The sequence below is a fragment of the Nostoc sp. DedQUE05 genome, from assembly GCF_034530955.1.
In the GTDB taxonomy this organism is placed as follows: domain Bacteria; phylum Cyanobacteriota; class Cyanobacteriia; order Cyanobacteriales; family Nostocaceae; genus Nostoc.
In genome coordinates, this window is sequence record NZ_JAVRCB010000045.1 from 23,327 (window position 1) to 50,105 (window position 26,779).

Below are 26,779 nucleotides of genomic sequence, written 5' to 3' on the forward strand. Positions count from 1 at the left end.
TTCTCTACGAGACGCTGCGCGAACGACTACGCTCAGTGACCGAGAGGTATGGGGCAAACTAAATATTAAAAGCGATCAAATCCGAGTCCTTAGCCTTACCTTTTCCCTAGATGATAATCTCGATCGCGCAGATCAAACCTTCTTCAAGAACCTTTAGATTTTCTCCTAATTCCCTCAGAATTTATACCAGTAATGAGTAAAGGGGATCGATGACATTCGCTTGCTGCGAAGCACCCATCCCCGAATAGCTGCCCAGATAATGAACCTGGAATCTATAGTCCGGTATCTAATCATCCCAGTATCGGCCGAGATATGTCGATTGTCACTGGGATAGATACTGATTTAGAAGATATCTACAAAAATATAGGTACACAATTACTCTTTTTCAACGCTTCTTCCATTCCCCATCGCCAACAGTGCTGTCCCGTAAGCTGCTTCTGTGTACGCTGACGCTACTACAGGAACCTGCAAATGACGCGCCCTAATTGCAGTCCAAGTATCATTCGCCGCACCACCACCAGCTGTATAAACACGGCTCAATTTGTCTGCTCCCATTTGTTGTAATAATTTATACCCTCGCGTTTCTATGCGGGCAATGCTTTCTAACAACCCATGCAAAAATTCTACTGGGTTATCTGGGCGTGGTGACAAACGTGGGGATAGATTGGGATCGTTAATCGGAAAGCGATCGCCTACCTTCAACAACGGATAATAATCTAACTCGCTGGCAATTGAAGCATCAATCTCCCGACTAAGGCTTGCTAACTCAGGGTTGGTGAAAAATTGCTTTAGTACTGCACCGCCAGTATTAGAAGCACCCCCAGTCAGCCACAAATCACCCAACCGATGGCTGTAAATTCCATATCTGGCATCTTCTTGACGGGTACAACTTAACAACTTTAGTACCAACGTTGAACCAAGGGAAGTCACGGCTTCACCAGGTAATTTTGCCCCACTGGCAAGAAAAGCGGCAATACTATCGGTTGTACCAGCACACACCAGACAATTACGACTTAAACCAAACTTGTCCCCAATTTCAGAACGCAATTCGGCAATGGGAGTCCCAGGAGTTAAAACTTTGGGTAGCTGAATCGGTATTTCTAGCTTTTGTAGCCATTCTGGGTATTTCAACTCTTCTACGTCATAACCTAGCTTTAAAGCATTATGGTAATCGCTAATACCCAACTGTCCATGCAGCAGAAACGCCAGCCAATCTGCTTGATGCAGGAAATATCTAGCTTCATTAAAAGAAGGTAATTGTCTCATCCACAAAAGTTTGGCTAGGCTAGAGGTGGCACTCAACACAGTATGATTGGAGGGTGCAATACTCCTCAAATGCTCTAGTACTAACGATCCCCGCGCATCGTTATACAGCAATGGTGCATCTACAGGGTTGCCAGCAGCATCGACCAGCAAGACGGTAGAGGAAGTACCATTAATTGCGATCGCTTTAATTTCTCGCCGCAATTGATCGGGTATTTGTTCCACCAACGCAAACAAAGCCTCCTGCCAAATTTTTGGCGTAACGGCATTTGGTGAGTCGTGAAAGGGATATCGCACCTCTCTCTGAATACAAGAGGCTTCCTCGTCAATCACCACACCGCGTCCGCCAGATGTGCCGAAGTCGATACCCAGATATAAATTCATAATTTTTATAAATTTTTTAATGGAGAATAAATAAGAACTACTGACCAATAACTGCTTTTGTTGCATCTTGTAACAAGATATTCCACAATTCTGGCAAAACAAGGAAAAGTAGTAAACGAACTGTTCAAAATCAATTCAGGTTAGGAGGTTTTCAGCCATGCCTATCTTAGATACTCTGTACATTGCTCAGATATCTTCCATCTCAGATACTCAAGTCTATATCGCTCTAGTTGTAGCCTTGATCCCAGGAGTTCTGGCTTGGCGATTAGCCACAGAACTTTACAAATAACGCTCCGATGTGACACAGTTAAAAAGCTAATAATCCTGGCAGTACGGGGTGCAATTTCCAGACTTTATGGCTTTATGTCACAAGTACCTAGAAACCTTGCACTTACGTAAGCCAGGTTATTTTTTAACTAGTGCGACACTTGTAGCTATTTCAAAAAAATGAAGTAATATGACAGCTAAATCAAGCATTCAGGAGTGCTGGCATCTGAGTGCTAAGTGCTGAGTGCTGAGTTGGAAATCTCACTAAGCACTCATAACTCATAACTCAGCACTCTTGATAGTACTTCCCTTCACTAAGCGAGGTTATCTTTTAGCATCATGAACGCGATTCAACCCTCCAGACCCCCGTTACAACCTATACAAAAACGCCGGGTCATTTCTCGACCAAAGCGGCATCTTCGTCAACGTTCTTACAAAGTGATGGCACTGGAAAGCACAGCCAAAATAGCGGTCAATCTTGTGATTACAGCCGTTGCAGCATCTGCTTTAACACAACTCTTGCCTTATCATTGGTTACAGCAAGAAAAATTGCGAGAAATGAGTACTGAAGTCAAGCTGATGGAAGGACACGTCAATGGTTTACAGGCGGAATTTAGCCGTAACTTTGATCCCCAAGAAGCTAAAATTATCAGACAACGACAAGGATACCGATTCGATCCCAGCCAGCGTCAGATCGTGTTGATGAATCAAGATCGCCGAGAAGATGAGCAAACAGACTCGTCACCCTAAGACAAATGGCGAATTTGGGATTATTTAGGTTTATTGTGATTTAGGCTACGTCTAAACCGGGTGTTAATTTATATTATTGCTAATAAATAATGGTTAATAGCTAATTTTTGAATAGCTATATAGTTATCATCTATTAGTTATTAGCGATACAGCGTCACTAAACTCTAGTTCAAAATTAATCAATTATTTTGAATTTTAAATCCCCCAGAAGAACTAATCTACCAATTAGGACGCTGATTGAGATAGTAACTCGTCTAACCAATTTTCGAGTTGTAAACGCAAGCGACAACCAGTAATATCCTTATCATTGTCGAGAGAGGGTAGTTGAGTGAGGGCGCGACGATAATCAGCGATCGCACAATTCCAGTCACCCCAAAGATGGTAAGTTCTGCCGCGTTCAGCCCAGATATGACCTTCTAGTTGACCTAAAAGCAGTGCTAGCTCAAAATTCTCAATTGCCACCTCGTATTGCCCCAAATCGCGCCAGGTAATGCCTCGATTAATCCACGCCCGAACATGGTGAGGTTTCAAATCAATCGCTCGATCGTAGTCGGCAATAGCTACTGCTAATTCTCCACAAGCTGCGTAGTAATTTGCGCGGTTATTATAAGCACTAGCCAAATAAGGATTGAGTTTAAGGGCAGTGTTGTAGTCGTAAAGCGCTTTTCCCCTTTCGCCACTTTGGAAATAAATTAACCCTCGGTTGTTGTAATCAACGGCATTGTCGGGATGGCGGAAAATTAGTTGGCTTAAAAGTGCGATCGCTTCGGTATAATCTCCTTGTTGAGCCAACCTCAAAGCACAAGAGCGCAAGTCGTTATCCCCAAAAATAGATTCGCTGCGATCGCTTTTCCTTTGCTCTTGAAGTTTGCTTGTAGTATTTAGAACATACTTGTATTGGTTACTTCGCTGGTCATCGTCAGCTAAAAATGAGTAAATATTCATCTTTCCCTGCTTGAAATCCCTGCTTTTTTAAATAAAAATCTAATTTTTTAAGGCTGGTGGTTTTACCACTATCTTTATTTTCAAGGTACTTATGGTTACTTGAAGCCATCTTAAGACTGAGATTTAAACTACTCACACCAGTAGAAATCTACCCCTTAAATAAACAATTGCTCCTCAAAGCTATTCATAGATACTCGATCCCGAAGATGAATTCCAGAAATAGCAGACGTTAATCTCAAAGACTAGTCAAGTAGTGAGAGCAGCAAATTGGTAGAATGCCAACAAGCCGTTCATTTAGAGATGAGAACAGAGGAGACGGGGACTGGTGGCAAGGAAAATCAGGGAGATGAGAGAGACAAGGGAAATAATAATCCCCAATGCCCCATGCCCCATGCCCAATGCCCCATGCCCAATGCCCAATGCCCCATGCCCTAAATTCAATTTTTAAATTTTGAGAAATTTCCCGATGACAACTGCAATTTCCTATCCCAATGCCCCTGATTTAGCAACCGATGATTACATTGCGATCGGCTTGGCAACCTGCTTCGTTAAAGAAGATGGAGAAGTTTATCAAATCGAAGTTATAGAACCGATTCCCTCTGCGGCTTTGGAAGCGCTTTTAAAGGGCATTCCTACCTCTTATAAGCTGGCTCATGCCACAACTTTGGGATCTGTACTGGATGGCGATTCACCACTGTTACCAGATGGCTTTCCAGAGTCGGCTCAGTTTGGAGAAGAGTTTGTACCACGGGTATTTGCAGCAGCTCGTACCTATAAGCGTCGTGAATCTGCAAAATCTCTGATTCCCTTGGGTACAAACTACACTGAATTTAAATATTCAATTGAGCGGAAACGGGTTTTAAATGCTGCCAGAGTTGTCACCAAAGAAGACAATATTAAACAGCATTCTCACACTCATAAAGTGCTTTAAGTCATTATGCTAAAACTTTACGGTGGCGCTCGTAGTCGAGCGTCAATTGTCCACTGGTATTTAGAGGAATTAGGAATTCCCTACGAATTCGTTAAGCTTGATATGCAGGCGGGTGAACACCTCCAGCCTGCATATTTAGCAATCAACCCATTTGGTAAAGTCCCAGCAATTGTTGATGGAGATTTTCAGCTTTGGGAATCTGGGGCAATTTTGCTATATCTTGCTGATAAGCACAGTAAAACTCCACTTTCACCAGAGGAAAATGCTGTATTTTCCCAATGGGTGTTGTTTGCCAATGCTACCCTTGGCCCAGGGATTTTTGTAGAAGCAAATCGGGAGCGGGAAATGCCCCGCTTGTTGACTCCCTTAAATGAAATTTTCAGTAAGCAACCTTTTTTACTTGGCAATGATTTCACTGTCGCTGATGTAGCAGTGGGGTCTATTTTGAATTACATTCCCATGATACTAAAGCTAGACCTCAGCCCCTATCCAGCGGTGTTGAACTATATGAAGCAGTTATCTGAGCGTCCGGCATTTCAAAGAAGTATTGGCGGACGGACTTAAAATAATTCGTAATTCGTAATTCGTAATTCGTAATTGAATTTTTAACTACGAATTACGAATTACGAATCTTTTAACGATAATTTGTAAATTGTAAAGCAACTGGGTAGTCTTCTTGTTTTAGTCGCTGCATGACTACTTGTAAGTCATCTTTAGATTTAGCAGAAACCCGCACAGCATCCCCTTGGATTGAGGCTTGTACCTTTTTGAATTCGTCGCGAATCAATTTGGAAATTTGTTTGGCGATTTCCTGACTGATGCCTTTTTTGAGTTTGATTTCTTGACGCACGCGATTACCACTGGCTGATTCAACCTTGCCAAAATCAAAGATTTTTTGGGAGAGGTTACGCTTGGCAGCTTTTTCTCGGAGAATGGTGTGTACAGAATCTAAGGTAAACTCGCTATCAGTACTAACGTTAATGCTTTCTTCAACTAAATCGACAGTAGTTTCAGTGTCTTTGAGGTCGTAACGACCTTTGATGTCTCGGATAACTTGATCGACAGCGTTAACCAACTCTTGTCGGTCAAAGTCGCTCACAATGTCAAAGGAAAAAGTAGAAGCCATAAAACATTTTGGATTTTAGATTTTGGACTTCGACTTCGCTCAGTCGAACGATTTTGGATTGGGAAAACTCTTCCCCAGTCCCCAGTTTCCATGCCCCAATTAACTAGTAGCTTGGACGATACTCAAGAAAAAGAGAGTGGCACAGCCAAGTATGCCAATAGCAAACATGAGCGATCGCAAAAGGGGTATATTCAAAATATAAAAAATCGAGTATAGGAAACGAGCCACTACAAAAGCGATCGCCGCTACTTGGGCTGTAAAAGAATTTACACCAGTTACATAAGCCATCAATGCGGCTGCGGAAAATATCATAAAGGCTTCAAAGGTGTTCTGATGTGCCCAAGTAGCCCGTTGGGCATAAGGTGGCAATTTATCAAACATGGCGCGAGGAGTAGAAAACATTTCATAACCAATACGCGCACGGGCATAAGCTACTAGCAAAAATGGCACATAAATGAGAAATGCAGCAGCAGCGATCGAGTACAAAAAAATTATCATTACTTATTAGTCGTTGGTTATTAGTCATCAGTGAGCCAGCGCGGTCTTGGGGGTTTCCCCCATGAGTGACTGGCGAACCCGTAAGGGTCATCAGTCATCGGTCATTAGTCAAATACAAAGGACAAATGACAACAGACGAATGACAAATGACTAATCAAAGTAGAAAAGCGTCACCACTTTTCTTTGTTCTTCTGCATCTTGACAGGTTTGCAACAGGGTGCGACTGTCATGAAACGCAAAGCAAATTAATTGCTGGCAACGAGAAACAATTTCTTTGTTGCACAAGTAACTAGCTTCAGCAAGAGACAAATTATCATTACTGGGATTTTCGACTAGATGCATTACCTGTTCTAGTTGCTGGCGTGATTCCAAAGGCTGGCGTTCCAAGCTTTGGGGTAGAATCACCGTCAACAAATTTGCATCAGCCCGTGTTGCTCCCTTGATGGCAGCTGAATTTGTACCTGTAGCACCAGAAGTAATGATTCGATTACCCGATAAAACTAGGGCATAAGTCATCATTTCAATAAGATTCTGATGCGTAATCGGGACATGACGAGAACCGAGCAAGGCAATTCTTTTAGAACCCGTTTGCTGGATTGTCGCCAGTTCTTGCGCTAATGTATCGAGGTTAATAAGGTCTGTTGATTGGCTCAAAGATGGGGATAATCAGATTAAACGACCCAGATATTTTACCAAACAGCGTGTAGATGCGAGGAAAACTTGAGTTAAACATTGCTACTAATTTTCGGTTGTTTGCTTCAGTAACTCCATTACTTGGTTACACCAGGCTAGCCAATGTGTTTCGTAACTAATGCCATTTAGGAGAGTAAAATACTGAAATTTGGCTGTTTCTGGCAGTTCTTGCGGATTCTGAAAGTAACGCTGTTCTAAGTTATGGTACGTAGACAATTTTTTTTGATGGGCTTTTTGGTGATTTTCTAGCTCTGCCAAGATGGTTTGGTTAGGAACAATATGACCAGCAAAAATTTTTACCAGTAAATCATCTTTAATCGGTGTGGGTTCACAAGGTTGAGCAATCCACTCTTTGAGGTGCTGTTCTCCCAAACCTGTAACGCTGTAGAGCCTTTTATCTGGCCGCCCTGCTTGAAGAATCGACTTGGAACTGAACCAGCCTTGATCTTCTAGCTTCGCCAACTCCCGATAAATCTGCTGGTGACTTGCTGACCAGAAAAAGCCTACAGAGCCATCGAATCGTTTTGCTAAATCATACCCACTACAGGGTGCGTCAACCAGAGCCGCTAAGATTGCGTGCACTAATTTGCTACCTTGTATTTTTATCGGGCTTGTACTTTGGTTGGCTTTGTGAAGGTAAGAAAAAAGTGTATTGCTTGATGGCAGTTGTTCGTTTAGCTTTGGCTTGAGTGCATAAATCAACTTGGCTTCAAGAGTTTTCAGAATGGAAGGATCTACGCATTGTAGCCAAGCTAACTTGACATTTCCCAAATCAATGAGTTCTTTAAATCTATGATGTGATATCCAACGACGTGCAAGATCAGCAGTTCTGCCTATGTAGAGAATTTCCCCAGAACCAGAAATCGCGAAATAGATGGCTGGACAGTCAGGGAGATCAGCTTTTTTCTCCAATGGAAGCGAGGGTAGTTTCAGGGGATCAATTGCCGTTAAATCCATTTTTTCCTAGTTCCAGTGACTTCTATAGCCATCACTAATAAGACTCCACTGAATTCCTTACTTCAGTAGCTTCAAATCATCCGGGATTCGATCCCGGATGATTTACTCCTTCTGTCTCCTGCCTCCTGCCTCCTTCAATACACTTATGAATCTAAGACAATGCCGCTGCGGGAGTTAAACCTAGTTTGGATAACAAGCGGTCAATGTCAAAATGCTGGGACATCAACTGGCGAATATACTGAACCTTAATCGGCTCGTGAACGCGGACTTGACCAAAAGTGCGGTCAACAATTCCTACAGTAGTGAGGGTATCTAAGTCAACAGACAAAATGGGGATTTCTAGTTCTTCAGCGCGACTGAGAATGAACGGTGGGGGTGGTAGTTGCCCGGTGAGAATTAAACATTGGGTAGAAGTTTCTAAAGCCGCTTGCTGAATTTCCACCCGATCGCCTCCTGTCACCACTGCCATATTCCGGCGTTTGCGGAAATATTTTACAGCTGAATTGACATTCATTGCTCCAATTGCCAGACTTTCTACCAACAAATCCATGCGATCGTTGCGACAGAGAACGTCAGCCTTTAACTGTTTGACTAGTTCGCCAACACTCACACTGCGGAGCAAATCGCTATTCGGCAGCATTGCTAGCACTGGAATACCCTGCTGTTCCAAAAATGGTACTATGAGGGTTTCAACCGCTTCTAGTTGGGTGACAGGGATATCATTGATCGCAACTCCAATCAAGCGATCGCCCACACGCCTTTTAGCAGCCAATAGCGCCTCAACCGAAAGCAACGATTTATAGCGGGCTACTAACAGCACACCAGCATCCAATATTTCAGCCATTTGCAGCAAAGACAAGTCAAACAAATTGCCTTCGGACAAATTACCAGGCCCCTCCAGTAACACTAAATCTCCTTGAGACTTATGTAAATATTGCTGTATTAGGGACTGCTGATAATCGGTTTTGTCTTCCCCCCGCAAGCGCTTTTGCACATTTGGTTCATCCAAAGCCAGCATTGTAGGTGCAACGCGGTTTTCCGGCAAATTGAGGCTAAGAGCGATGAACTGGACATCTTCCTCAATTACGGTTCCACCAGACGAATTGAAAGACGTACCGAGTGGTTTACCGTAGCTAATATCCAGACCTTTTTGCTGTAGCTGATGAGACAAACCCAGAACAGTTGCAGATTTACCGCTGTAATTCTCGGTCGATCCAATCAGCAAATATTTAGGGGATTTTGGCACACATGCACTCCTAATTTCAAAAGTCAGAAGAACCCAGCTAGGTGTTTCCTAATTCTAGTTCCTTCTGGCAAAAGCCTCCCGCTCTCACAAATTAAGCTTTCCCAGAATTACCTTCTGATTGCACATGCAGGGGAGCCACTTATGGGTAGGCTTTTCAGATCAGACCAATTTTTTGGGTTTTGGAACCAATAAAGATTGTCTGAAACCTTAAAACTAGGTTCAATGCCTTCTAGGTTTCTAGCTGTTCCAGTTCCCGACTACGGGAGTTGGCGATGTTCTATGCTACTAAAGTGGTGACTTATCCCAAACACTCTGCTTCTATAGTTACGTTAAATCGATCGACTATTAGTAGTATTTTATTTGCTAAAATTTAGCTCGTAGATACGTATAAGATACAAGAGTGGTAATGAAAACTACCCATAATTAAGCTAAAAACCTTTCTTCGCTAAGTAAGATTTAGGTTTAAAAAAAGAGGTATTGATATGAACACAAACTTAGAAGAATTTTCATATCTCTGGGAGGACTCTGATTGGGCACTCTTAAAATTCAATGCTTCACCTTCAGAAAAAGAACCAAGATATGCAATTGTAAACACGAAAACTAAACATGGTTTGTTAGTTAGTGATGATACTCTCTATCAGGATCTCAAAGAAACTATGCGTAAAAAAGGAGTTCGTGTTGTCTCATGTTTATGATGTCTAGATAAAAATCAATTATTCGTGGATTAAAAGAAAAATGCACACACATAGACAAAATGAAAGACACATAGTGTCTTTTGGATCGGTTGGTATGAGTAGTTATGGGTAGGTGCAATGGAGTTTTGGGCTGATTTAGCTCATGATTTGATGCGTATCAAGCCCAGTAAACTACCCTATTCTCAGAAGGGTATACGTGCTATGACTATTATCCAGTCTGCTTTGTAGCCACTTGATCGCCCCTTCGAGTGAGTACTGTTAACCGTTGATCCATTAAGGAAACGTAACCATATTTGTGCATTTGTGCCGATTTTTCCAAGTACTGCGATCGCAGGCAAAATTATTCAATAATTTCCTTACAAGCCCAACACCTGCATTGATTTTTCAAGAACTTCTTTGGGACGGAATGGTTTAGTTAGATATAAGTCTGCACCAACCTCAATTCCTTTTTGTTTATCAAATTCCTGTCCCTTCGCTGTCAAAATTATAATGTAGATATCAGTCATTTGTAGGTCGTGTTTTACAATATGGCAGACTTGTAGACCATTCATTTTTGGCATCATCACGTCAAGAAAAACCAGGTTTGGTTTTTCAGTTTTGATTGTTTCGAGAGCTTCTTCTCCATTTCTAGCAGTTAGAAGCTCAACACCCTCATCTTCTAATGCTTCTAAGGCTTGTTCCATCAAAATTAAGATATTGGGTTCATCGTCAACAATTAGAATTTTCTGGGTCATGGGGATTGGTGATTGAGGATTGGGAAGTGGGGATTGGGCATTGGGAATTCAAGATTGGGGATTAGAATAATTCTTTACCATTCCCCAGTCTCCAATCCCTAGCAATTACTGTTCAGACAACATAATAAAAAATACATTTTCCAACTCCTTCTCAAACCGTAGAGTTTTCACCAAATCGGCTTCTTGAGAGAAGATAGAATCGATGATGATCATGTCAGGTTTGGCTGACAAGGCTTTATAAATGCATTCTTGCGGATCGGAGGCTTCAATCACGCTGTATCCTTGAGTTTGCAGTACATCTGATAGGGTTTTTAAGGCTGATGCATTTTTATCTACAACCAATACCTTTTTATTAGAAGTGCCTTGGTAAAGCAGTGAGCCAATTTCGCTGAGGAGTTTTTCTGTGTCAATGGGCTTGGTGAGATAGCGATCAATGCCAATATGATAGCCTCGTTCCTTGTTTTCAATAATTGACAGAATGATGATCGGAATGTCTGCGGTCTGGGGATCATTTTTGAGAACTGCTGCCACATCGAAGCCGTTGATTTGGGGCATCATCACATCCAAAAGAATTAAATCGGGACGGGATATTTTGATTTGATGAATTGCATCCATGCCGTCTTTTCCTTCTCGAACGTTGTAGCCTTCGTTTTCCAATTGTTGACGCAGGAGTTCTCGAATGTTAGCGTCATCATCTACAACCAAAATGGTTTTACGGTTTTGGTTCAACACAGCGCTTTTAGTGATGACGTGTTCTTTGAGTTGTTTGACAAGCATATCCAAATTCAGATTAGCAGTGGTTTGTCGATCGCAGGCGTAGGTGGGAATGATGAATGAGAATATGCTGCCTTTACCTGGTTCACTCTCAACCCAGATTCTACCGCCGTGATGATCGACAATTTGTTTACAGATGGGCAGTCCTAACCCAGTCCCTTTGGGTTTGTCGGTGAGGGTGTCACCAACTTGGCGGAATTTCTCGAACACTTTCGGCTGGTCTTCAGGTGCAATCCCAATGCCTGTGTCGATGACGCTAATGCAAACACCGTCGTCTCCTTGCTTAACGCGGCAGGTGACACAACCAGATTCGGTAAATTTAACGGCATTAGAAATCAGATTGATTAAAACTTGCAGTAGACGATTGCGATCGCCTACTATCTGAGGCAGTTCAGGTTCAATTTCGCTGACCAATTGTAAGCCGTTGGTTTCAAACAACCCGGCAGTAGAATTGGTTGCCCAATCCAGTAATTCGCTGGGATCGATCGGCTGCATTTGCCATTCCACCTTACCTGCTTCCATCTTGGCAATGTCTAGGACATCGTTAATCAAAGACGTGAGCCGTTCTGCTTCCGACACAATAATGTTGAGATTGTCAGCCACCCGCTTAATCGTTTTCTGAAGCTTGCGGTCTTCGGTAGAAATCATTGGGAACACATCGGTTTCCAGCTTTTCTTGAATGATCGACGCAAAACCGAGGACAGAAGTCAGTGGCGTTCGCAGTTCATGGGAAACTGTTGAGATGAAATCGGTCTTCATCTGGTCGATTTCCTTTTCTGCCGTCACATCCCGAATTAGCAGCGCCGAACCGAAGCAGGCAGCGGGTTCTGAATTTACCGTCTTTTTGAAAATGGCGGTTGCCACTGCCTGACCAATGCGTTCTTTGGTCAGTGCAACTTCGGCAGATAACACCTCACCGGGATGCGATTGAGTTCGTGCAACCAGTTCTGCTAAACCAGATATGGGTAATTCTCGGTAGTGACCGTTGACGGCGTTAGCTGTCAATTCATACATAGCTAGAAAGGCAGGATTGAAGTGGGTGATTTGTCCGGTGGTGTCTGCCACTAACAAACCATCTGCTAAATTATCTAAAATGGCATTTAACCCCTGCGCTTCTGCTAGGGTATTTTGCAGGGCAGCTGTCCGCTCAACAACTCTGGCTTCCAGTTCTTGATTCAGTTGCCGCAGAGCGATTTCTGCTTGTTTGCGAACAGAAATATCGGTATTGATTTCTAGCATGGCGCAGGGTTGACCGGATAAATCTCGTTGCAAAGTCCAACGGCTTTGAACGGCGATGGGTTTGCCATCGTATGTGATGTGTTCCAGTTCTCCTTCCCAAGTGCCCTGCCGGAGAAACTCCGATCGAATTTCTTCTAAAAGTTTTGGAAAGGTTGATTTCAGAAATGCGTGAATGTATTGGTCTTTCACTTCCTCACGCGTCCAACCGTAGAGCCTTTCGGCACCCTGATTCCAGTAAGAGATTTTGTCGCTCATGTCGCGGACAATGATGGCATCGCTGGAATGATTCAACATATCCAATAAACGTTGATTTTCAGCTTCTGCCAGCTTGCGATCGTGAATATCGCTGCAAGCGCCAATCCATTCCCGAATGCTGCCGTCTTCTTCTAGTACGGGAGCACCACAGACAGAGAAGTAGCGGTATGTGCCATCTTTGCCACGCAGCCGATATTCAGTTTGGTAGATACCTCGGTTTGCCACAGCAGCATTCCAAACTTTTGTAGAACTGGCACGGTCATCTGGGTGAATCGGATCGAGCCAGCCCCAACCCTCAACTTCAGCCTCGCTTTGCCCCGTATAGGCCATCCAGGTGAGCATTTCCCTGCTGATTCCCAGTCCTTCTGGGGTAGCCCCCCAGATAATCTGTGAAGTAGCAGTTACTAAGGAGCGATATCGTTCTTGAAGACGCTGATTTTCGGCTTCTGCCTGTTTGCGATCGTGGATATCGGTGCAGGTGCCAATCCATTCTCGGACGCTGCCATCAGCTTCTAGGATGGGGGTGCCACAGACAAAGAAGTAGCGGTGTGTGCCATCCTTACCACGCAGCCGATATTCGGTTTGAAAGAGACTCTGATTTGCCACAGCAGCACTCCAGGCTAGGGCGGTGCAGGTACGGTCATCGGGGTAAATCGGATCGAGCCAGCCCAAACCCTGGATTTCATCTGCACTCTGACCTGTGTACGCTAACCAAGTAGACATTTCACTGCTCACCGCCTTTCCTTCAGGGGTAGTCACCCAGACAATTTGCGAACTGGCAGTCACCAAAGAGCGAAACCGTTCTTCGCTCTGTTGCAGAGTTTGTTCTGCTAGCCTGCGATCGTGAATATCAGTACAAGTACCTACCCACTCCCGGATGCTACCGTCTTCCTCTAAGAGAGGAACACCACAGACCCAAAAGTAGCGATAAGTGCCATCTTTGGCACGAACCCGATATTCAACTTCATATAGGCTGCGATTGTTCACAGCGGCACTCCAAACTTCGGCAGTGTGGAGGCGGTCATCTGGATGAACGGCATCAATCCAGCCCCAACCATCGGCTTCGGCTACACTCTGACCTGTATAGGCTCTCCAGTTCGACATATCTGCCTTTTGCATTCCTTCAGGAGTGGTAATCCAAACCATTTGGGAAGTAGCTGTCACCAGAGAGCGATAACGTTTTTCCAGATACTGATTTTCGGTTTCTGCTAGTTTGCGATCGTGAATATCGGTGCAGGTGCCAATCCACTCCCGGACGCTGCCATCTTCTTCTATAACGGGCGCACCCCAGACCCAAAAGTAGCGATAGTTGCCATCCTTGCCACGAATTCGGTATTCAATTTGATACATACTCAGGTTTGCCACGGCAGCACTCCAGACTTCTCCGGTATAGGCGCGATCGTCGGGATGAACGGCATCAATCCAGCCCCCATTTTCCGCTTCAGCTAGACTTTGGCCTGTATAGGCTATCCAGCTTGCCAGTTCAAAGCAAATTCCCTCTGGTGTGCTTATCCAGACAATTTGTGTATTAGCTGTTACCAAAGAACGGTATCGGGCTTCACTCTGTTTCAGTGTTTGTTCGGTATCTTGGCGTTCCTGCTGAATGCGTCGAAGGTCGCTAATATTCTCTACACTACACCAGATCAGTTGCTCTCCATCTTTCTCAATCATCTGTCCAGAAATCCTCACCGGAACCAGATGCCCGTCTTTGTGGATGTACTCCTTCTCATAAGGTCCATAGCGACCAGTTCGTTCCAAATCTTCTAGGCAAGATTGCTCTGTAGCAGCATATTTTTCTGGGGTAATCTGCCAGTAGGTGAGATTCAGAGTTTCTGGAACAGTACGCCCCAAAATGGCAGCATAGGCAAAATTGATGCTAATTAACGTCCCATCTGTTCGGCATAGTGCTAGCCCAACAGGACATTGTTCAAATAGCTGACTATTGTATTCATCAAGTTGGTTAAACATGATTGAGGTTTCTTTAGTGGCGTATTTGGGCAGAGTTAGAACAACAAAACCAAGACAACAAAGTGGCGTAAAGCTTTAACGAAATTGGGTGGTGTTGAAACATCTGATAAAGTTGATCGGGTGATGCACTTTCCACATCTGGACTGTGTTGTGAAAGTCGCTGGATCAGTTGAGTATGGCGGATCAGCAGATCCGTCGGTTTGAGGATTGGAGCTGTTGATGGAATGAAGCCGTCGGTATCGGGAGTAGGGGATGATTCCGTTGTGGGAGTTGGCAAGGCAGAGGTGCTATTTTGTTCTTCAATAGCGTCTGCCAATGCACAATTTATTGGAATCTGAATCCAGAATTCTGTGCCTTCACTCGGTTGAGAACGACACTTAAGCATTCCCCCATGTTTGTCTACAATAATTTGGTAGCTGATTGCCATGCCTAACCCCGTTCCCTTACCAATATCTTTCGTGGTGAAGAAGGGATCGTAAATGCGGCGAATTACCTCCTCCTTCATTCCTGGGCCGTTGTCGGCAATGCGAATTACAACCCACTGGTGGTCAATGGCTATGGTACGAATAGTAATTTGGAGATTGGGAGCTGGAGATTGAGGATTATTTTTGAGTCTCCAATTTTCCATGCTTTCTTCCAAAGCATCAATGGCATTTGCCAGGATGTTCATAAACACCTGATTCAATTGTCCGGGATAGCATTCAATTAGAGGAAGTGTTGCATAGTCTTTAACGATTTCAATTGCCGGACGATGAACATCTGCTTTCAGGCGATGGTGAAGAATCATTAAGGTTCCATCGATGCCATCGTGGATGTTCACGGCTTTCATTTCAGCTTCATCATGGCGGGAGAAGTTTTTCAGGGATTGGACAATTTCGACGATGCGACCTGTGCCCAGTTTCATCGAATCTAGCAGTTTGGGAAAATCCTGGATGATAAATTCCAGGTCTATATTGTCTAACTCTGATTCCAGTTCTGGAGGAGCAATAGGTAGAAATTTCTGATACTTTTCCAACAGGTGTAACAAGTCTTTAGTGTATTCGGCAACATACTTTAAATTGCCGCAAATAAAATTAACTGGGTTGTTGATTTCGTGGGCAACTCCAGCAATAAGTTGTCCGAGACTGGACATTTTTTCGCTTTGGATTAACTGAGTTTGAGCTAATTGCAACTCATGGAGAGCTTGCTGAAGCTTCTGTGTTTGGGCTTTTGCCTGAAGAGCTACTTGAGTGCTTTGCTCGTAAAGCACAGCTTTGTCAATAGCGATCGCTGTTTGAGAGGCAAAGATACTCACCAGTTTCAGGTGTTCAGCCTTGTATGAGTCAGTTTTGACCGTTCCGATGGCGATCGCTCCCAGTACCCGCTCTTTGGCTCGTAACGGTACACAAATCATTGCACTAACGTTTTTTTGCCCCTCTAATCGCGGATCGGCTTGCACATCATTAACGAGTTCGGCCCGGTTGGATTGCACAATGCTGCCGATAATTCCCTTACCAGGTTCTGGCTGACTGTGGTCAAAAAACACTCCAAATTCGGCAATGATTTCAAACGCAGTTGCATCTCGATTCAAAAGCAAAATCATCCCCGCAGATGATTCAATTAATTGACTCAATTCTTGAAGCACAAGTTGGGCAATCTGTCGCGTATCTAAACTTGTTGTCAGTTGAGTCGAGATATCGTCAAACAAATCAATTTCCTGATATCGCTCTAACAATTCTTTGGCGAGTACTTTCTTCTCAGCTTCCTCCTTTGCCAGAAATGAGAGCAAATTTGCAAGTATAGTTGCCTGTTCTTCTCCAACAACCCAACCGATGATTTCTCCTGAAACCTCGATTGGATAACGGTTTTCTACTGTTTGCTCTCCAATACTAATTAGTTTCGTGCCGTCTACTAGTTCAACATCAATTGCGATGTTGAACTGATAGACTAAGTTATGAATAAGAGATGGCAACTCTTTTTTGTTGAACATCTTTCTAAGGCTAAGTGCGGGCATGAAACACCTCATCTAGAGCAGGTTGCAAATTTCTCACAATCAGTGTTGGTTCGTTGGCGTAGTTTCTCATCGAGAAAAATACAGTGTATTGCAACCTCCTGCCACCTTCAACGTCGCTATCCATACTCCTTTGCATAAGCAAGCAAGAGCTACCATCTCCCAAGAAGAGAGGAATTTTCATACAAATCTAGGGATATAACAGTTTAGTAATTAAGGCTAGTTTTCCCAAAAACCTTAGCGATATAACAGCGAAGTCGAACGGTAGCAAATACCTTTAAACTCTTTACCAGAGGCATTTTTCTGTTCTTATAACTAGCTTAATATTTGATAGGTTCTAAAATAACTATAAGTAAAAACTTATTAATTAGATAAAACCATAGATTTTCATCTATGGTAAATTTGTGTCTCTTGTTACTACTCCTGATAAATTGGGAATTAGCTTTTTTGAGTATAAAAGTTAGCGTATTTATGAGAGTAGAATAATCGCCTTTAGTGTACCAAAAGAAGCTGCGATCGCAGCTTCTTTTGGTGATTTTAAAAAGTATTTAGGTAGGTGCTAGTTTTAGTTAGATCCGAGAGTAGCGAAAACGAAGTCTGAGTAGCCGTAGCCAGCGTAACCACATTTGTGCAGGTTGTTCAAAGAAAGTAAAAATATCACCGAAACCCAAATTAGTTTTGTGATGATGTAACCAGTGTCTTTCAGGAGTAGTAATAAATAGAATTTGGCATAAAATATTTACAGGCTTTGAAGTTTGCCAACCCAGTACACTTATATGTCTCCACCATACATGTAATTGACCAAGCAGTAATCCAGAAATCACGCCAATAGGAGAAAAAGACCACAGGACTACTGCTATAAGTACATAAGGCAAAGCTCCCAAGATACCATCTAAAAGAACCTGGGGATTAAAAGTCAAAATAGCGTAGTGGCGGAAGTCTTTTTTCCAGGAGTGGTGCGTTTTTAAATGAAGGCTACCAAAAACGTGCTCGGGTACGTGGTAAAAAAATGTAGATAGAAAATCGCCAACAAACAGTAACAACCAAGCAACAGCGATAGCCTCAAGCATTTGTACTCCTCAAGAATAATTAAGAAAACTCCACAGAAAATATGCAAATGTCATGCTGTAGGCGTAGACACCTGTTTTGCGCTATGCAAGTAGCACCTGTGTCTCTCATGAGTCTACCCTCCAGTTAATTTGGCTCAGAGTATATGTAATTGGATCAGTTGCAGTTTCATGAATCTTCGATCCTTAATGCAGTCAACAGCAACTTGTAAGAACCTCCAATTTGACTTCTAGCTCTGGGTTAATGGTATTAATACCTCTAAAACCCGATGTAAATACAGTACTTTACTATAGTTACTACACAATCTTCTTACTAAGGCATACAGCATAAGCAAAGGTTGAGTTAAGCTTGGTAAAAATTTAGGTTAAGGATTTCTGCAATATTGTTAATTCTAAATTTATTGCAATTAAGCTTGAACGATGACTCAATTTATAACGATCTAAATAGATATTATGCCAATATCAATTGAGTTTTTGAAGTGAATCAAGTAGGTTTATAAATTAACTGAATATCTGTAAAATTTGCAGCATCTATAATTAATTAGATGCCATAGATATTTTCTATAAATCGAGTAATAATATCGCTTTAAATTTACACTTTCAACGATTAATAAACATTAAAAAGATAGGGAAAATTTGATAATTTATCTTTATTTGCCAAGTGCGTTTGAATTTCCTTACTCTAGACCATTCGTTCGCTCAAGTTGTAGACACTGGCAACTTTATGTGTCACCCTTGTTTTGTGGTTACTGCTGCGTATAGCTTGCTACGCACAGCGAACGGGGTATGCATTAGACTACAGCCTAAGCTAAGAGATATAAAAAATTAAATGATAGAGTACCAAAGATTGATTCTTCCTTTATCATTTATAGACAAGTTAGTAAATCAAGAAAGCACACCTGCAATATTTATTTACAATGTGTCCGATTAAAAGGGTGCCTCAATATATCCAAAATTTAGGTTACTTTCCAGTTGGAAGGTAAAATCAGGATTTGAAGTTATGATTACACGATTTATCTATTTCAGTATGAACAAAAAATGGGCGGTCAAACGAATCACTATAAACCTGGCCTCAAATGAAGCCAAAAACCTTGAAAAATATTGTGAACAGACAGGCAGACCAGCAACGGATGTCATCAGAGAACTTATTCGAGCCTTGCCACTGACAAAATAAAAGTAGATTTGCGAACTATTTCACCCGTTGATTTTCAAGATATAACTATTAAAATTTGGTTGAATTGGAGGTCTTAAAGTAAGAGGTAGTAATTTTTTGTGATGATTGAGAAGAACGTAAAAATTTAATTTCTGGCACGCTGCGCTCATTACTGCGAGCGCAGCGTGCCAAAAAGAAGATAACATGAGCGCTATTATTGAGTTGCACAATGAGGAGTGAGAGAATATTTTTTTTGGTTCGGTGACTATATTGTGTCGTCATCTTCGTCAGAAAATAATCTCTAACCCATATTGTTTAAAATTTTCGCCACAAACAATAGCATTGAGGTAGCAAATATACAGTCGTGAGGATCTAATCTATGATTACTGCTCTTGCGATTACTCACATCAGGTAAAATTGGAAACCTTTGTCCAAATCTGTACTTCTACTTTAGCTATAACTCTTCTGGAATACCGCTTTTCAGACTTAGCGTCAACGTTGGACAGCTCAAGGCAAAGCTTGAATGAGTTCTCGAATCACGTCTATTGCTAGTTTGCCTGTCTGTTCACAATACTTTTCAAAGTTTTGAGCTTCATCTGATGTCAAATTGATAGTGATTCGCTTAAGCGCTCTTTTTTGACTGGAGGTGGTCAAACGGGGAAATTTAAGTGCAGCAGTTTTATTCATTGATTGATAAGCTAGATATATAGAAACTTTCCTTATCAAGATTGCCAATTTTTAGCTGTATTTACCAGTGAAAATCGGGATTTTGAGATTGAACTTAAGCTTTACTCCCAAAAATATTACTGAGAATATTAGGTATTAAATTACTAATACCATACGTAATAAATCTACTATCACCAAATGTAAGAAGCTTTCGGCTAAAAAGATGATGTTAGCAATGTCCTACAGTCCAGATAGTCTGTTGAGCAAGCAGCGTTGAATTACCGAGATGAGTGGATGATAAAGGTAGCTTTTATTACTATTCATTTTGGTAATATGCCTATTTTAAATCTTCTGCAACATAAGATTATTCGTTTGTTATGGCTATTACCCTATATCTATAACAACCTAGTAGATAATTCCTTTTAATAAAAAGTGATTAAACGAACAGTGAGTTAATACATGACTTTACAGAATTGGAGACGTAAGCGTGGCGTTGCACTTACTACCAAGGGTTTACAAAAAATTAAAGAAGCAAAGCATCAGTTAGAAGCAAAAGAAAATTTTGGAAATCGGTATACTCTTGAAGAAATGAGTGTACGTTCTGGTTTATATTCCGCTACCATCTCGAAAGTATTGAATCGGGAGGGAGGAGTTGACAAACAGACTATTGAGAAGCTTTTTTCCGTTTTTAACTTAAAAATAGATAAAAGTGACTATTCAAGCTCAAATACTCGTTTAGATTGGGGAGAGGCTATCTTTAACTCCGCTTTTTATGGGCGTGTAGAAGAACTTATTACATTAGAGCAATGGATTCTTAATGAGAACTGCCAATTGGTTGCACTCTTGGGAATAGGAGGTATTGGAAAAACAGCACTGTCTGTAAAGTTTGCTCAAAAAATTCAGGACAACTTTGAGTATGTGATTTGGCGATCGCTACGAGAAGCACCACCTGTTAAAATTATTCTAGGTAACTTAATTCAATTTTTATCTGACGAACAGGAAACAGAAAGTAACTTACCAGAAAGTTTTAGCGATCGGGTATCGCGACTACTCTATTATTTACAAAATTATCGCTGTTTAGTATTCCTTGATAATGCAGAATCAATTCTCCGCAGTGGTAGCCGCGCCGGACTTTATCGAGAAGGATATGAGGAATATGGTGAGCTTTTAAGACGGGTGGGAGAAGCAAATCACCAAAGCTGCTTAGTGCTGACTAGTCGTGAAAAACCCAGAGAAATAGCATTTTTGGAAGGACAAGCACTACCTGTTCGCTCATTGCCACTGAGTGGATTGAAGGTAGCCGAAGGGCAAGAAATTTTAAAGCTCAAGGGGCTATCGGCAGCAGAGGATGAATGGAAATTAATGATTGAACGTTACGCAGGCAATCCATTAGCTTTAAAGATAGTTGCCACAACCATTCAAGATATCTTTGATGGTAATATGAGTGACTTTTTGCAACAAGACACGGCTGTTTTTGGAGACATTCGCGATATCTTAGAGCAGCAGTTTGAGCGCTTGTCAGATTTAGAAAAGGAAATAATGTATTGGCTAGCGATTAATCGTGAGCCAATGGCACTTCCAGAATTGCGAAATGATATTATATCACCAGTAGCACCAGCAAAATTACTAGAGGCTGTAGAATCTTTAGGAAGGCGATCGCTAATTGAGAAGGCTTCTCTACGAGACCCTGCGCGTAGCTTGCTTTCCCGTAGGGGTACGCTAATGCCAACGCCTACGTTGATTGAAAAAAGTAAAGCACTATTTACACTTCAGCCTGTAGTCATGGAGTATATGACTAGTAGATTGATAGAAGAAGTCTGTGAAGAAATTGTTACTCAGAATATTGATTTGTTTAGGCGTCATGCTTTGATAAAGGCGACTGGTAAAGACTATGTTAAAGATATTCAGGTTCGCCTTATCCTTAAACCAGTCATAGATGGCTTGCTTTACGACTTAAGAAGCAAAAAAAATATTGAAAGTCAGTTAACTCAAATTCTTGCAACACTGCGAGAAGAATCTCCGCTAGAACCAGGGTATACGGCTGGCAATATTCTCAATCTGCTTTGTTATTTAGAGACGGATCTAAGTGGCTATGATTTTTCTTATCTGACTGTTTGGCAAGCAGACCTACGCAACGTAAATTTACACAATGTAAATTTTGCTCATGCCAATCTAAGTAAATGTGTTTTTGCTGAAACCATAGGGGGGATTCACTCAGTGGCATTCAGCCCTGATGGAAAATTTTTAGCGACAGGAGATACTAATAATGAGATTCGCCTGTATCAGGTTGTGGATGGAAAACAACTGCTTACCTGCAAGGGGCACAAGGGTTGGATTTGGCCAGTTACCTTTAGTCCCGATGGTTGTGTTCTCGCTAGTGGCAGTGACGATCAAACAGTGAAGCTGTGGGATACTAGCAGTGGGCAATGCCTCGCAACCTTAGAAGGTCATAGCGGTGGAATATGGTCTGTTTCCTTCAGTTCGGATGGTAAAATGCTGGCAAGTGGCAGTGAAGACACAACGGTGAGGTTGTGGGATGTCGGCAGCGGTCAATGCATTAAGATTCTACAGGTATCCAGTCGGGTGTGGGCAGTCGCATTTAGTCCTGATAGTACAATACTTGCAAGTGGAAATGACGATCACACGGTGAAACTATGGGATATCAGCGTTGGTCAATGTATCAAAACCTTGCTGGGACACACCCATAGGGTGCAGTCTGTTGCCTTTAGCTTGGATGGTTCGCTAGCTAGTGGTTGTCATGACCAAACATTAAGGGTGTGGAATATCAGCAGTGGTCAATGTCTTCAAATTCTGCAAGGTCATACTGACTTAATAAATTCAGTTGCCTTTAGTTTAGATGGTCGTAAGTTGGCAAGTGGGAGTGATGACCAAACAGTTAAGCTATGGGATGTGAGTACAGGTGGATGCATCAAGACTTTGAAAGGACATGGTAGCAAGGTGTGGTCAGTTGCCTTTAATCCTAATGGTACAACGCTAGCGAGTGGTAGTGATGACCAAACGGTTAAGCTGTGGGATTTGAGTACAGGTGGATGCCTCAAGACCTTCCAAGGTTACTGTAATGGGATATGGTCAGTTACCTTCAATCCCCAAGGCACCATGCTGGCTAGTGGTAGTAGTGACCAAACGGTGAGGTTATGGGATGCCAGCACTGGTCAATGCCTTAAAACATTGCGGGGGCATAGTAATCGGGTTACATCAGTTTCTCTTAACCCAGACGGTAGCATCCTTGCTAGTGGTAGTGAGGATCTAACGGTGAAACTATGGGATATTAACACCAGTAAATGTCTTAAAACTTTGCACGGACATAGTAATAGAATATTATCAGTCGCTTTTAGTCCTAATGGCACGATGCTGGCCAGTGGTAGTGAAGACCAAACAATAAGACTGTGGGATGTTAGCACTGGGCAATGTTTGCGGATTCTGGAGGGACAAACTCATCGGGTATGGTCAGTTGCTTTCAGCCCAGACAGTCATACATTAGTCTGCGGTTGTCACGATCAAACAGTAAGGCTGTGGGATGTTATTACTGGGCAATGTTTGCGGATTCTGCAAGGTCATACTGACTGGATCTGGTCAGTTGCTTTTAGTCCTGATGGTACAACATTGGTAAGTAGCAGCGGTGACCAAACAGTAAAACTATGGAATGTTAGCACCGGATTGTGTCTTAAAACTTTGTATGGGCATACTAATTGCGTATATTCCGCTGCTTTTAGTATGGATGGTTGTACATTAGCAAGTGGTAGCGGTGACCAAACTGTGAAGCTGTGGGATGTCAGCACAAGCAACTGCGAGAAAACTTTATCAGCACACACTAAGTTAACCTGGTCAGTTGCTTTTAATCCTAAAGGTAATACTTTAGCTAGTAGTAGTGAAGATGGAACAATTAAGCTTTGGGATATATTGACAGGTGAATGCCTGAAAATTCTTTTTAGCTCTAGACCTTATGAAGCCATGAACGTTACTGCTATTACAGGTGTAACTTTGGCGACTATTACCACTCTAAAAGCTTTAGGAGCGGTTGAGCATCAAGATAGATAGTATTTTAATACTACTACAGTGATTGTTCATTTGTTCTTCATTCAATATCTTGATTCAATCTCTTGAGATGCTCTAAAATTCTACACTTTTTGTTGATAAGATAGATGTTTCTGAAGCAAGTAAAATTGCGAACTTGCTACCTTCACCTTCATCTACCCTGCCTTACTGTGCAGTATATCCTCCATCAATCATCATATTATGACCCGTGATGAAGGAAGTCGCATCTGAGCACAACCAAACCACCGTTTTTGCAATCTCTTCAGGCTTGCCAATACGCCCTATTGGATGCGCTGTTGGAAGTTGAGCAATTAAATCTACGGGAAGACTAGCTAGCATATCAGTTTCCGTAGCACCTGGACTCACGACATTGACTCGGATACCAGATTTAGCATATTCTATTGCTGCGGTTCTAGTTAGAGTAATGACTGCGCCCTTTGTGGCTGAGTAGATGGCATAACCAGGTACACCAACGACAGCACCGACAGAAGCCACATTTACGATCGCCCCGCTGTTCTGTTTGAGCATCGCCCTGATTTCGTACTTGAGGCAGAGCCACGTTCCTTTAAGATTTACATTAACCAGACGATCCCAGTCTTCTTCTGAGATATCATCAGTGATTAAGCCGGGATTGCCCCCAATCCCAGCATTATTGCAAGCGCAGTCTAGACGACCATAAGTTTTTACAGTTTTATCGACCAGTGCCTCTACTTCAGCAGCATTTGAAACGTCGGTCTTAACAAAAATAGCTTCACCTCCGATCTCTTTTATCAGGCGCACAGTCTCCTCACTTTCGACGAGCCGACGACTAGCAACCACAACTTTTGCTCCAGCACTGGCAAATGCGATCGCACTCGCCCGACCAATACCTGATGAGGCCCCTGTAACCAGCGCGACTTTCCCATTTAATTGACCTGTCATAGGTGTGTTCCTTCCCTTTTGATTGCTTTGTTTTGCACCAACTGAACTATTTGCGTTTCTGTAGCGATACTGCACCTACACTAAAAACTAAAACTCCTAACACAGCAGAAGGTTCAGGGACAGGCACTGGCTCAAGGGCGGAAAACGCTAATTTTCCGATTAGCTGATGAGTGGCAGTCGTAGGATGGACTTCATCCCAGAACAAAAACTTGTCTGGGATACACATAACTGGCTGTGTGGTAATTTCAATAGGCACCACTGGTGAATCTCCGATGCACGAGTCAGTTCCATTTGTAAGATTGAATTCCTCCGGCTTTGCAATAATCCGATTAAAAAGAGAATTAACATCAAGAGAAATAATGTTGACATTAGGGTTTAGTTCCTGACTCAAAAGTTTGAGGTTTGTAGTCAAGCTGGAATTATGTTTACTGGTAAAAGTGCTAAGTAAGCTAGAAATTTGACTATTGCCACTTGTAACTGGAAACTTTCCTAAATCTGGCAGATTCAACACCATAATATCTCTAGCTCCAACAGCAGCAAGCGATTTTACCGCCGTTGATAAATTTGTCACACTCTGGGTAGGGTTGGGAGTGCCTTGGAAAAAGTAATCTAAATAATCATTAACACCCGCCCACAAAATGTAAAGGGAGTTTGGATCGGCAGACAGATTTGCTGTTGTAAAGCTGTTGATTTGTTGTTGTAATCCTGGTAGAGTGCTGATTCCGATATTCTTCAATCCTGTAGTTGCGCCACCAAAGGCAAAGTTGGTCTTCGGATTGAAAGTTATCCCTAGATCGGAGGCGAGATATTCCACCCAAACCGAACCATTGGAAAAACGTTCATTAAAGTAAAGTGGATTTGGGGGAACGATTCCGTTAGTTGCATTAAATACATTACCCGTATCGGAAAAGCTATCTCCAAAAACATAAATCTCGTCATAATCTTTTGCCGAGACTTTGAGCGGAAATATCAAAAATAACAGGTAAAAGCCCGCCGCCAAAATTTGTTTTTGCACGATCGACTACTGGATATGCTTTAAATCTTGATAGATAACTTTAACAAAAAGTGAAGCTACGATCTAAAGAACTTTTCAGTGCTGATTCAGATTCGCCCTGATTTGGAACAAGACCTAGCGCCACGTTACCCCAACGCATTACACTTGCAGAGGCGACTCCTGCTGCACCAAAGCCATAAATGAGAACCAAATCATTTTCACGAATTTTACCCATCTGTGCAGCGTGATAAAGATTGGCTACAGTAAGTACCGGCCCAATATTAGCGTACAGAGGGTAGAGATTAAGGGTGCGCTCTGAGTCAATACCAAGTACACGTACACAGAAGCTTGAAAACCAAGCTGTGGCTGTATTGAAAAGGAAAAAGTCAATTCGATCGAGAGTTAAATCGGCTGCTGAGATAGCACCTTCGCAACAGGTACGTAAAAGCTGAGTCGATTCTTCACTGAGCGCATTTTTTGCGTCCTTGTTCAACTGCATCTGAATTCGTGGATTGCCTTGCTTGTTTTCTCTAATATTTAAGGTTAATAAGTCACATAAACAACTTGTATTCACAGTTTTTGTACTGAGTATTCCTTGGTTAGGTTTGACTGAACCGACAACGAAGGCTCCAGCACCATCACCGAGAAACCAGGAAACAGTATCTTCCTCATCGACAAAGCGAGAGTAAGTGCAGGAAATTACTACCAGTACATTGCGGTACTCACCTGCTTGTACCAGAGCACAAGCAGTTTGCAATGCTACTGGGGTAACACCACACGCTCCATCAAGATTCCATGCAGCGCCTTGCAGTCCCAGTTTTTGGGCAAGGAAGGCGGCATTACCAAATCCGATTTGTTCGGGCCAAATCGAGGCTACGAGCATGAGATCGACTTCTTCAGGATTAAGCTTCGCTGCTTTGAGAGCATCACGAGCTGCACGCTCTTCTAGCATCAGCGATGATTCACCTGGAGCAAGTACCCGCTGTTCGACAGTACCACGAAAAGGATCTGACAGATATGGCAACATCTCCAAATCAAACTCGTTGCTGGGGGTAGAGCCAGCAAGCGAAAACAGCCTTCCCAAGCTTTTTTCCTCAACTTGAGCAACTATATCTGGATATTTCTCTCTGTAATAATCTTTTGTACGTCTGATGCTGGGAAAACTAACTGCGATCGCGCGAATACCTACTGAATGATGCACCATGAA

The 26,779-nt window shown here is 42.4% G+C and carries 24 protein-coding genes; 8 read left to right on the forward strand and 16 right to left on the reverse strand.

The annotated features are described in order from the left end of the window. Positions 1–375: 375 nt before the first annotated feature. Positions 376–1,647 (reverse strand): FGGY-family carbohydrate kinase, encoded by a 1,272-nt coding sequence (locus RMZ42_RS27225; RefSeq protein ID WP_322674345.1) that lies wholly within the window; start codon positions 1,645–1,647, stop codon positions 376–378. A gap of 199 nt (positions 1,648–1,846) precedes the next feature. On the opposite strand from RMZ42_RS27225, the gene psaM reads away from it, so the two are divergent. Both psaM and RMZ42_RS27235 read left to right on the forward strand, forming a co-directional pair. Next, positions 1,847–1,936, forward strand: a complete 90-nt coding sequence (psaM, locus tag RMZ42_RS27230; RefSeq protein ID WP_040630342.1) for a photosystem I reaction center subunit XII — start codon at positions 1,847–1,849, stop codon at positions 1,934–1,936. Positions 1,937–2,253: 317 nt separating this feature from the next. Further along, positions 2,254–2,664, forward strand: a complete 411-nt coding sequence (locus tag RMZ42_RS27235) for a hypothetical protein (protein ID WP_322674346.1) — start codon at positions 2,254–2,256, stop codon at positions 2,662–2,664. Positions 2,665–2,889: 225 nt separating this feature from the next. On the opposite strand, the gene RMZ42_RS27240 is transcribed toward RMZ42_RS27235, so the two are convergent. Beyond that, positions 2,890–3,609: a tetratricopeptide repeat protein gene (locus RMZ42_RS27240; RefSeq protein WP_322674347.1), complete on the reverse strand. Its 720-nt coding sequence runs from the start codon at positions 3,607–3,609 to the stop codon at positions 2,890–2,892. Between the two features lie 267 nt (positions 3,610–3,876). On the opposite strand from RMZ42_RS27240, the gene RMZ42_RS27245 reads away from it, so the two are divergent. Genes RMZ42_RS27245 through RMZ42_RS27255 form a run of 3 tightly spaced genes read left to right on the forward strand, consistent with a single transcriptional unit; the run spans position 3,877 to position 5,104 of the window. Beyond that, the gene (locus RMZ42_RS27245; protein WP_322674348.1) at positions 3,877–4,044 is read left to right on the forward strand and encodes a hypothetical protein; all 168 of its coding nucleotides are present in this window, start codon (positions 3,877–3,879) and stop codon (positions 4,042–4,044) included. Positions 4,045–4,075: 31 nt separating this feature from the next. Beyond that, positions 4,076–4,540: a hypothetical protein gene (locus tag RMZ42_RS27250; protein WP_322674349.1), complete on the forward strand. Its 465-nt coding sequence runs from the start codon at positions 4,076–4,078 to the stop codon at positions 4,538–4,540. Between the two features lie 6 nt (positions 4,541–4,546). Continuing rightward, positions 4,547–5,104, forward strand: coding sequence for a glutathione S-transferase family protein (locus tag RMZ42_RS27255; RefSeq protein WP_322674350.1), 558 nt, complete (start codon positions 4,547–4,549; stop codon positions 5,102–5,104). Positions 5,105–5,174: 70 nt separating this feature from the next. Here RMZ42_RS27255 and RMZ42_RS27260 read toward each other — a convergent pair whose 3' ends face one another. The 5 genes from RMZ42_RS27260 to RMZ42_RS27280 all read right to left on the reverse strand — a co-directional run bounded on the left by RMZ42_RS27260 (position 5,175) and on the right by RMZ42_RS27280 (position 9,060). After that, positions 5,175–5,666 (reverse strand): YajQ family cyclic di-GMP-binding protein, encoded by a 492-nt coding sequence (locus RMZ42_RS27260; RefSeq protein ID WP_322674351.1) that lies wholly within the window; start codon positions 5,664–5,666, stop codon positions 5,175–5,177. 99 nt (positions 5,667–5,765) lie between these two features. Continuing rightward, positions 5,766–6,164, reverse strand: coding sequence for an MAPEG family protein (locus RMZ42_RS27265; RefSeq protein ID WP_322674352.1), 399 nt, complete (start codon positions 6,162–6,164; stop codon positions 5,766–5,768). A gap of 150 nt (positions 6,165–6,314) precedes the next feature. Beyond that, positions 6,315–6,818 carry a hypothetical protein gene (locus RMZ42_RS27270; protein WP_041565591.1) on the reverse strand — a complete coding sequence of 168 codons (504 nt, stop codon included), beginning with the start codon at positions 6,816–6,818 and terminating at the stop codon, positions 6,315–6,317. A gap of 84 nt (positions 6,819–6,902) precedes the next feature. Then, positions 6,903–7,814: a helix-turn-helix transcriptional regulator gene (locus RMZ42_RS27275; RefSeq protein ID WP_322674353.1), complete on the reverse strand. Its 912-nt coding sequence runs from the start codon at positions 7,812–7,814 to the stop codon at positions 6,903–6,905. A gap of 151 nt (positions 7,815–7,965) precedes the next feature. After that, the gene (locus RMZ42_RS27280; protein ID WP_322674354.1) at positions 7,966–9,060 is read right to left on the reverse strand and encodes a phosphotransacetylase family protein; all 1,095 of its coding nucleotides are present in this window, start codon (positions 9,058–9,060) and stop codon (positions 7,966–7,968) included. A 482-nt stretch (positions 9,061–9,542) separates the two neighbouring features. Here RMZ42_RS27280 and RMZ42_RS27285 point away from each other — a divergent pair, with 482 nt between their 5' ends. Further along, positions 9,543–9,755, forward strand: coding sequence for a hypothetical protein (locus RMZ42_RS27285; protein WP_322674355.1), 213 nt, complete (start codon positions 9,543–9,545; stop codon positions 9,753–9,755). Positions 9,756–10,111: 356 nt separating this feature from the next. Here the strand turns inward: RMZ42_RS27285 and RMZ42_RS27290 are convergent, their stop codons facing one another. From RMZ42_RS27290 to RMZ42_RS27310, 5 genes are all read right to left on the reverse strand, one after another. After that, positions 10,112–10,489, reverse strand: coding sequence for a response regulator transcription factor (locus tag RMZ42_RS27290; RefSeq protein ID WP_292814899.1), 378 nt, complete (start codon positions 10,487–10,489; stop codon positions 10,112–10,114). A 105-nt stretch (positions 10,490–10,594) separates the two neighbouring features. After that, positions 10,595–14,725, reverse strand: coding sequence for a PAS domain S-box protein (locus tag RMZ42_RS27295; RefSeq protein ID WP_322674356.1), 4,131 nt, complete (start codon positions 14,723–14,725; stop codon positions 10,595–10,597). A 13-nt stretch (positions 14,726–14,738) separates the two neighbouring features. Then, complete coding sequence (locus RMZ42_RS27300; RefSeq protein WP_322674357.1) at positions 14,739–16,718, reverse strand: ATP-binding protein; 1,980 nt, start codon at positions 16,716–16,718, stop codon at positions 14,739–14,741. Continuing rightward, positions 16,705–16,842 carry a hypothetical protein gene (locus RMZ42_RS27305; RefSeq protein WP_322674358.1) on the reverse strand — a complete coding sequence of 46 codons (138 nt, stop codon included), beginning with the start codon at positions 16,840–16,842 and terminating at the stop codon, positions 16,705–16,707. The genes RMZ42_RS27300 and RMZ42_RS27305 overlap by 14 nt, the downstream gene beginning before the upstream one ends. A gap of 442 nt (positions 16,843–17,284) precedes the next feature. Continuing rightward, complete coding sequence (locus RMZ42_RS27310) at positions 17,285–17,785, reverse strand: fatty acid hydroxylase (RefSeq protein WP_322674359.1); 501 nt, start codon at positions 17,783–17,785, stop codon at positions 17,285–17,287. A gap of 1,024 nt (positions 17,786–18,809) precedes the next feature. Between RMZ42_RS27310 and RMZ42_RS27315 the strand changes: the two genes are divergently transcribed. After that, positions 18,810–18,956, forward strand: a complete 147-nt coding sequence (locus RMZ42_RS27315; RefSeq protein ID WP_094348756.1) for a ribbon-helix-helix protein, CopG family — start codon at positions 18,810–18,812, stop codon at positions 18,954–18,956. Positions 18,957–19,442: 486 nt separating this feature from the next. On the opposite strand, the gene RMZ42_RS27320 is transcribed toward RMZ42_RS27315, so the two are convergent. After that, positions 19,443–19,622: a CopG family transcriptional regulator gene (locus RMZ42_RS27320; RefSeq protein ID WP_322674360.1), complete on the reverse strand. Its 180-nt coding sequence runs from the start codon at positions 19,620–19,622 to the stop codon at positions 19,443–19,445. Between the two features lie 438 nt (positions 19,623–20,060). On the opposite strand from RMZ42_RS27320, the gene RMZ42_RS27325 reads away from it, so the two are divergent. Further along, positions 20,061–23,660, forward strand: a complete 3,600-nt coding sequence (locus tag RMZ42_RS27325) for an NB-ARC domain-containing protein (protein WP_322674361.1) — start codon at positions 20,061–20,063, stop codon at positions 23,658–23,660. 162 nt (positions 23,661–23,822) lie between these two features. On the opposite strand, the gene RMZ42_RS27330 is transcribed toward RMZ42_RS27325, so the two are convergent. The 3 genes from RMZ42_RS27330 to RMZ42_RS27340 are packed head-to-tail and all read right to left on the reverse strand — an operon-like array spanning position 23,823 to position 26,776. Further along, positions 23,823–24,578, reverse strand: a complete 756-nt coding sequence (locus RMZ42_RS27330) for an SDR family oxidoreductase (RefSeq protein ID WP_322674362.1) — start codon at positions 24,576–24,578, stop codon at positions 23,823–23,825. 46 nt (positions 24,579–24,624) lie between these two features. Beyond that, positions 24,625–25,593: an SGNH/GDSL hydrolase family protein gene (locus tag RMZ42_RS27335; RefSeq protein ID WP_322674363.1), complete on the reverse strand. Its 969-nt coding sequence runs from the start codon at positions 25,591–25,593 to the stop codon at positions 24,625–24,627. Between the two features lie 40 nt (positions 25,594–25,633). Continuing rightward, positions 25,634–26,776, reverse strand: coding sequence for a 3-oxoacyl-ACP synthase III family protein (locus tag RMZ42_RS27340; protein WP_322674364.1), 1,143 nt, complete (start codon positions 26,774–26,776; stop codon positions 25,634–25,636). Positions 26,777–26,779: the final 3 nt, after the last annotated feature.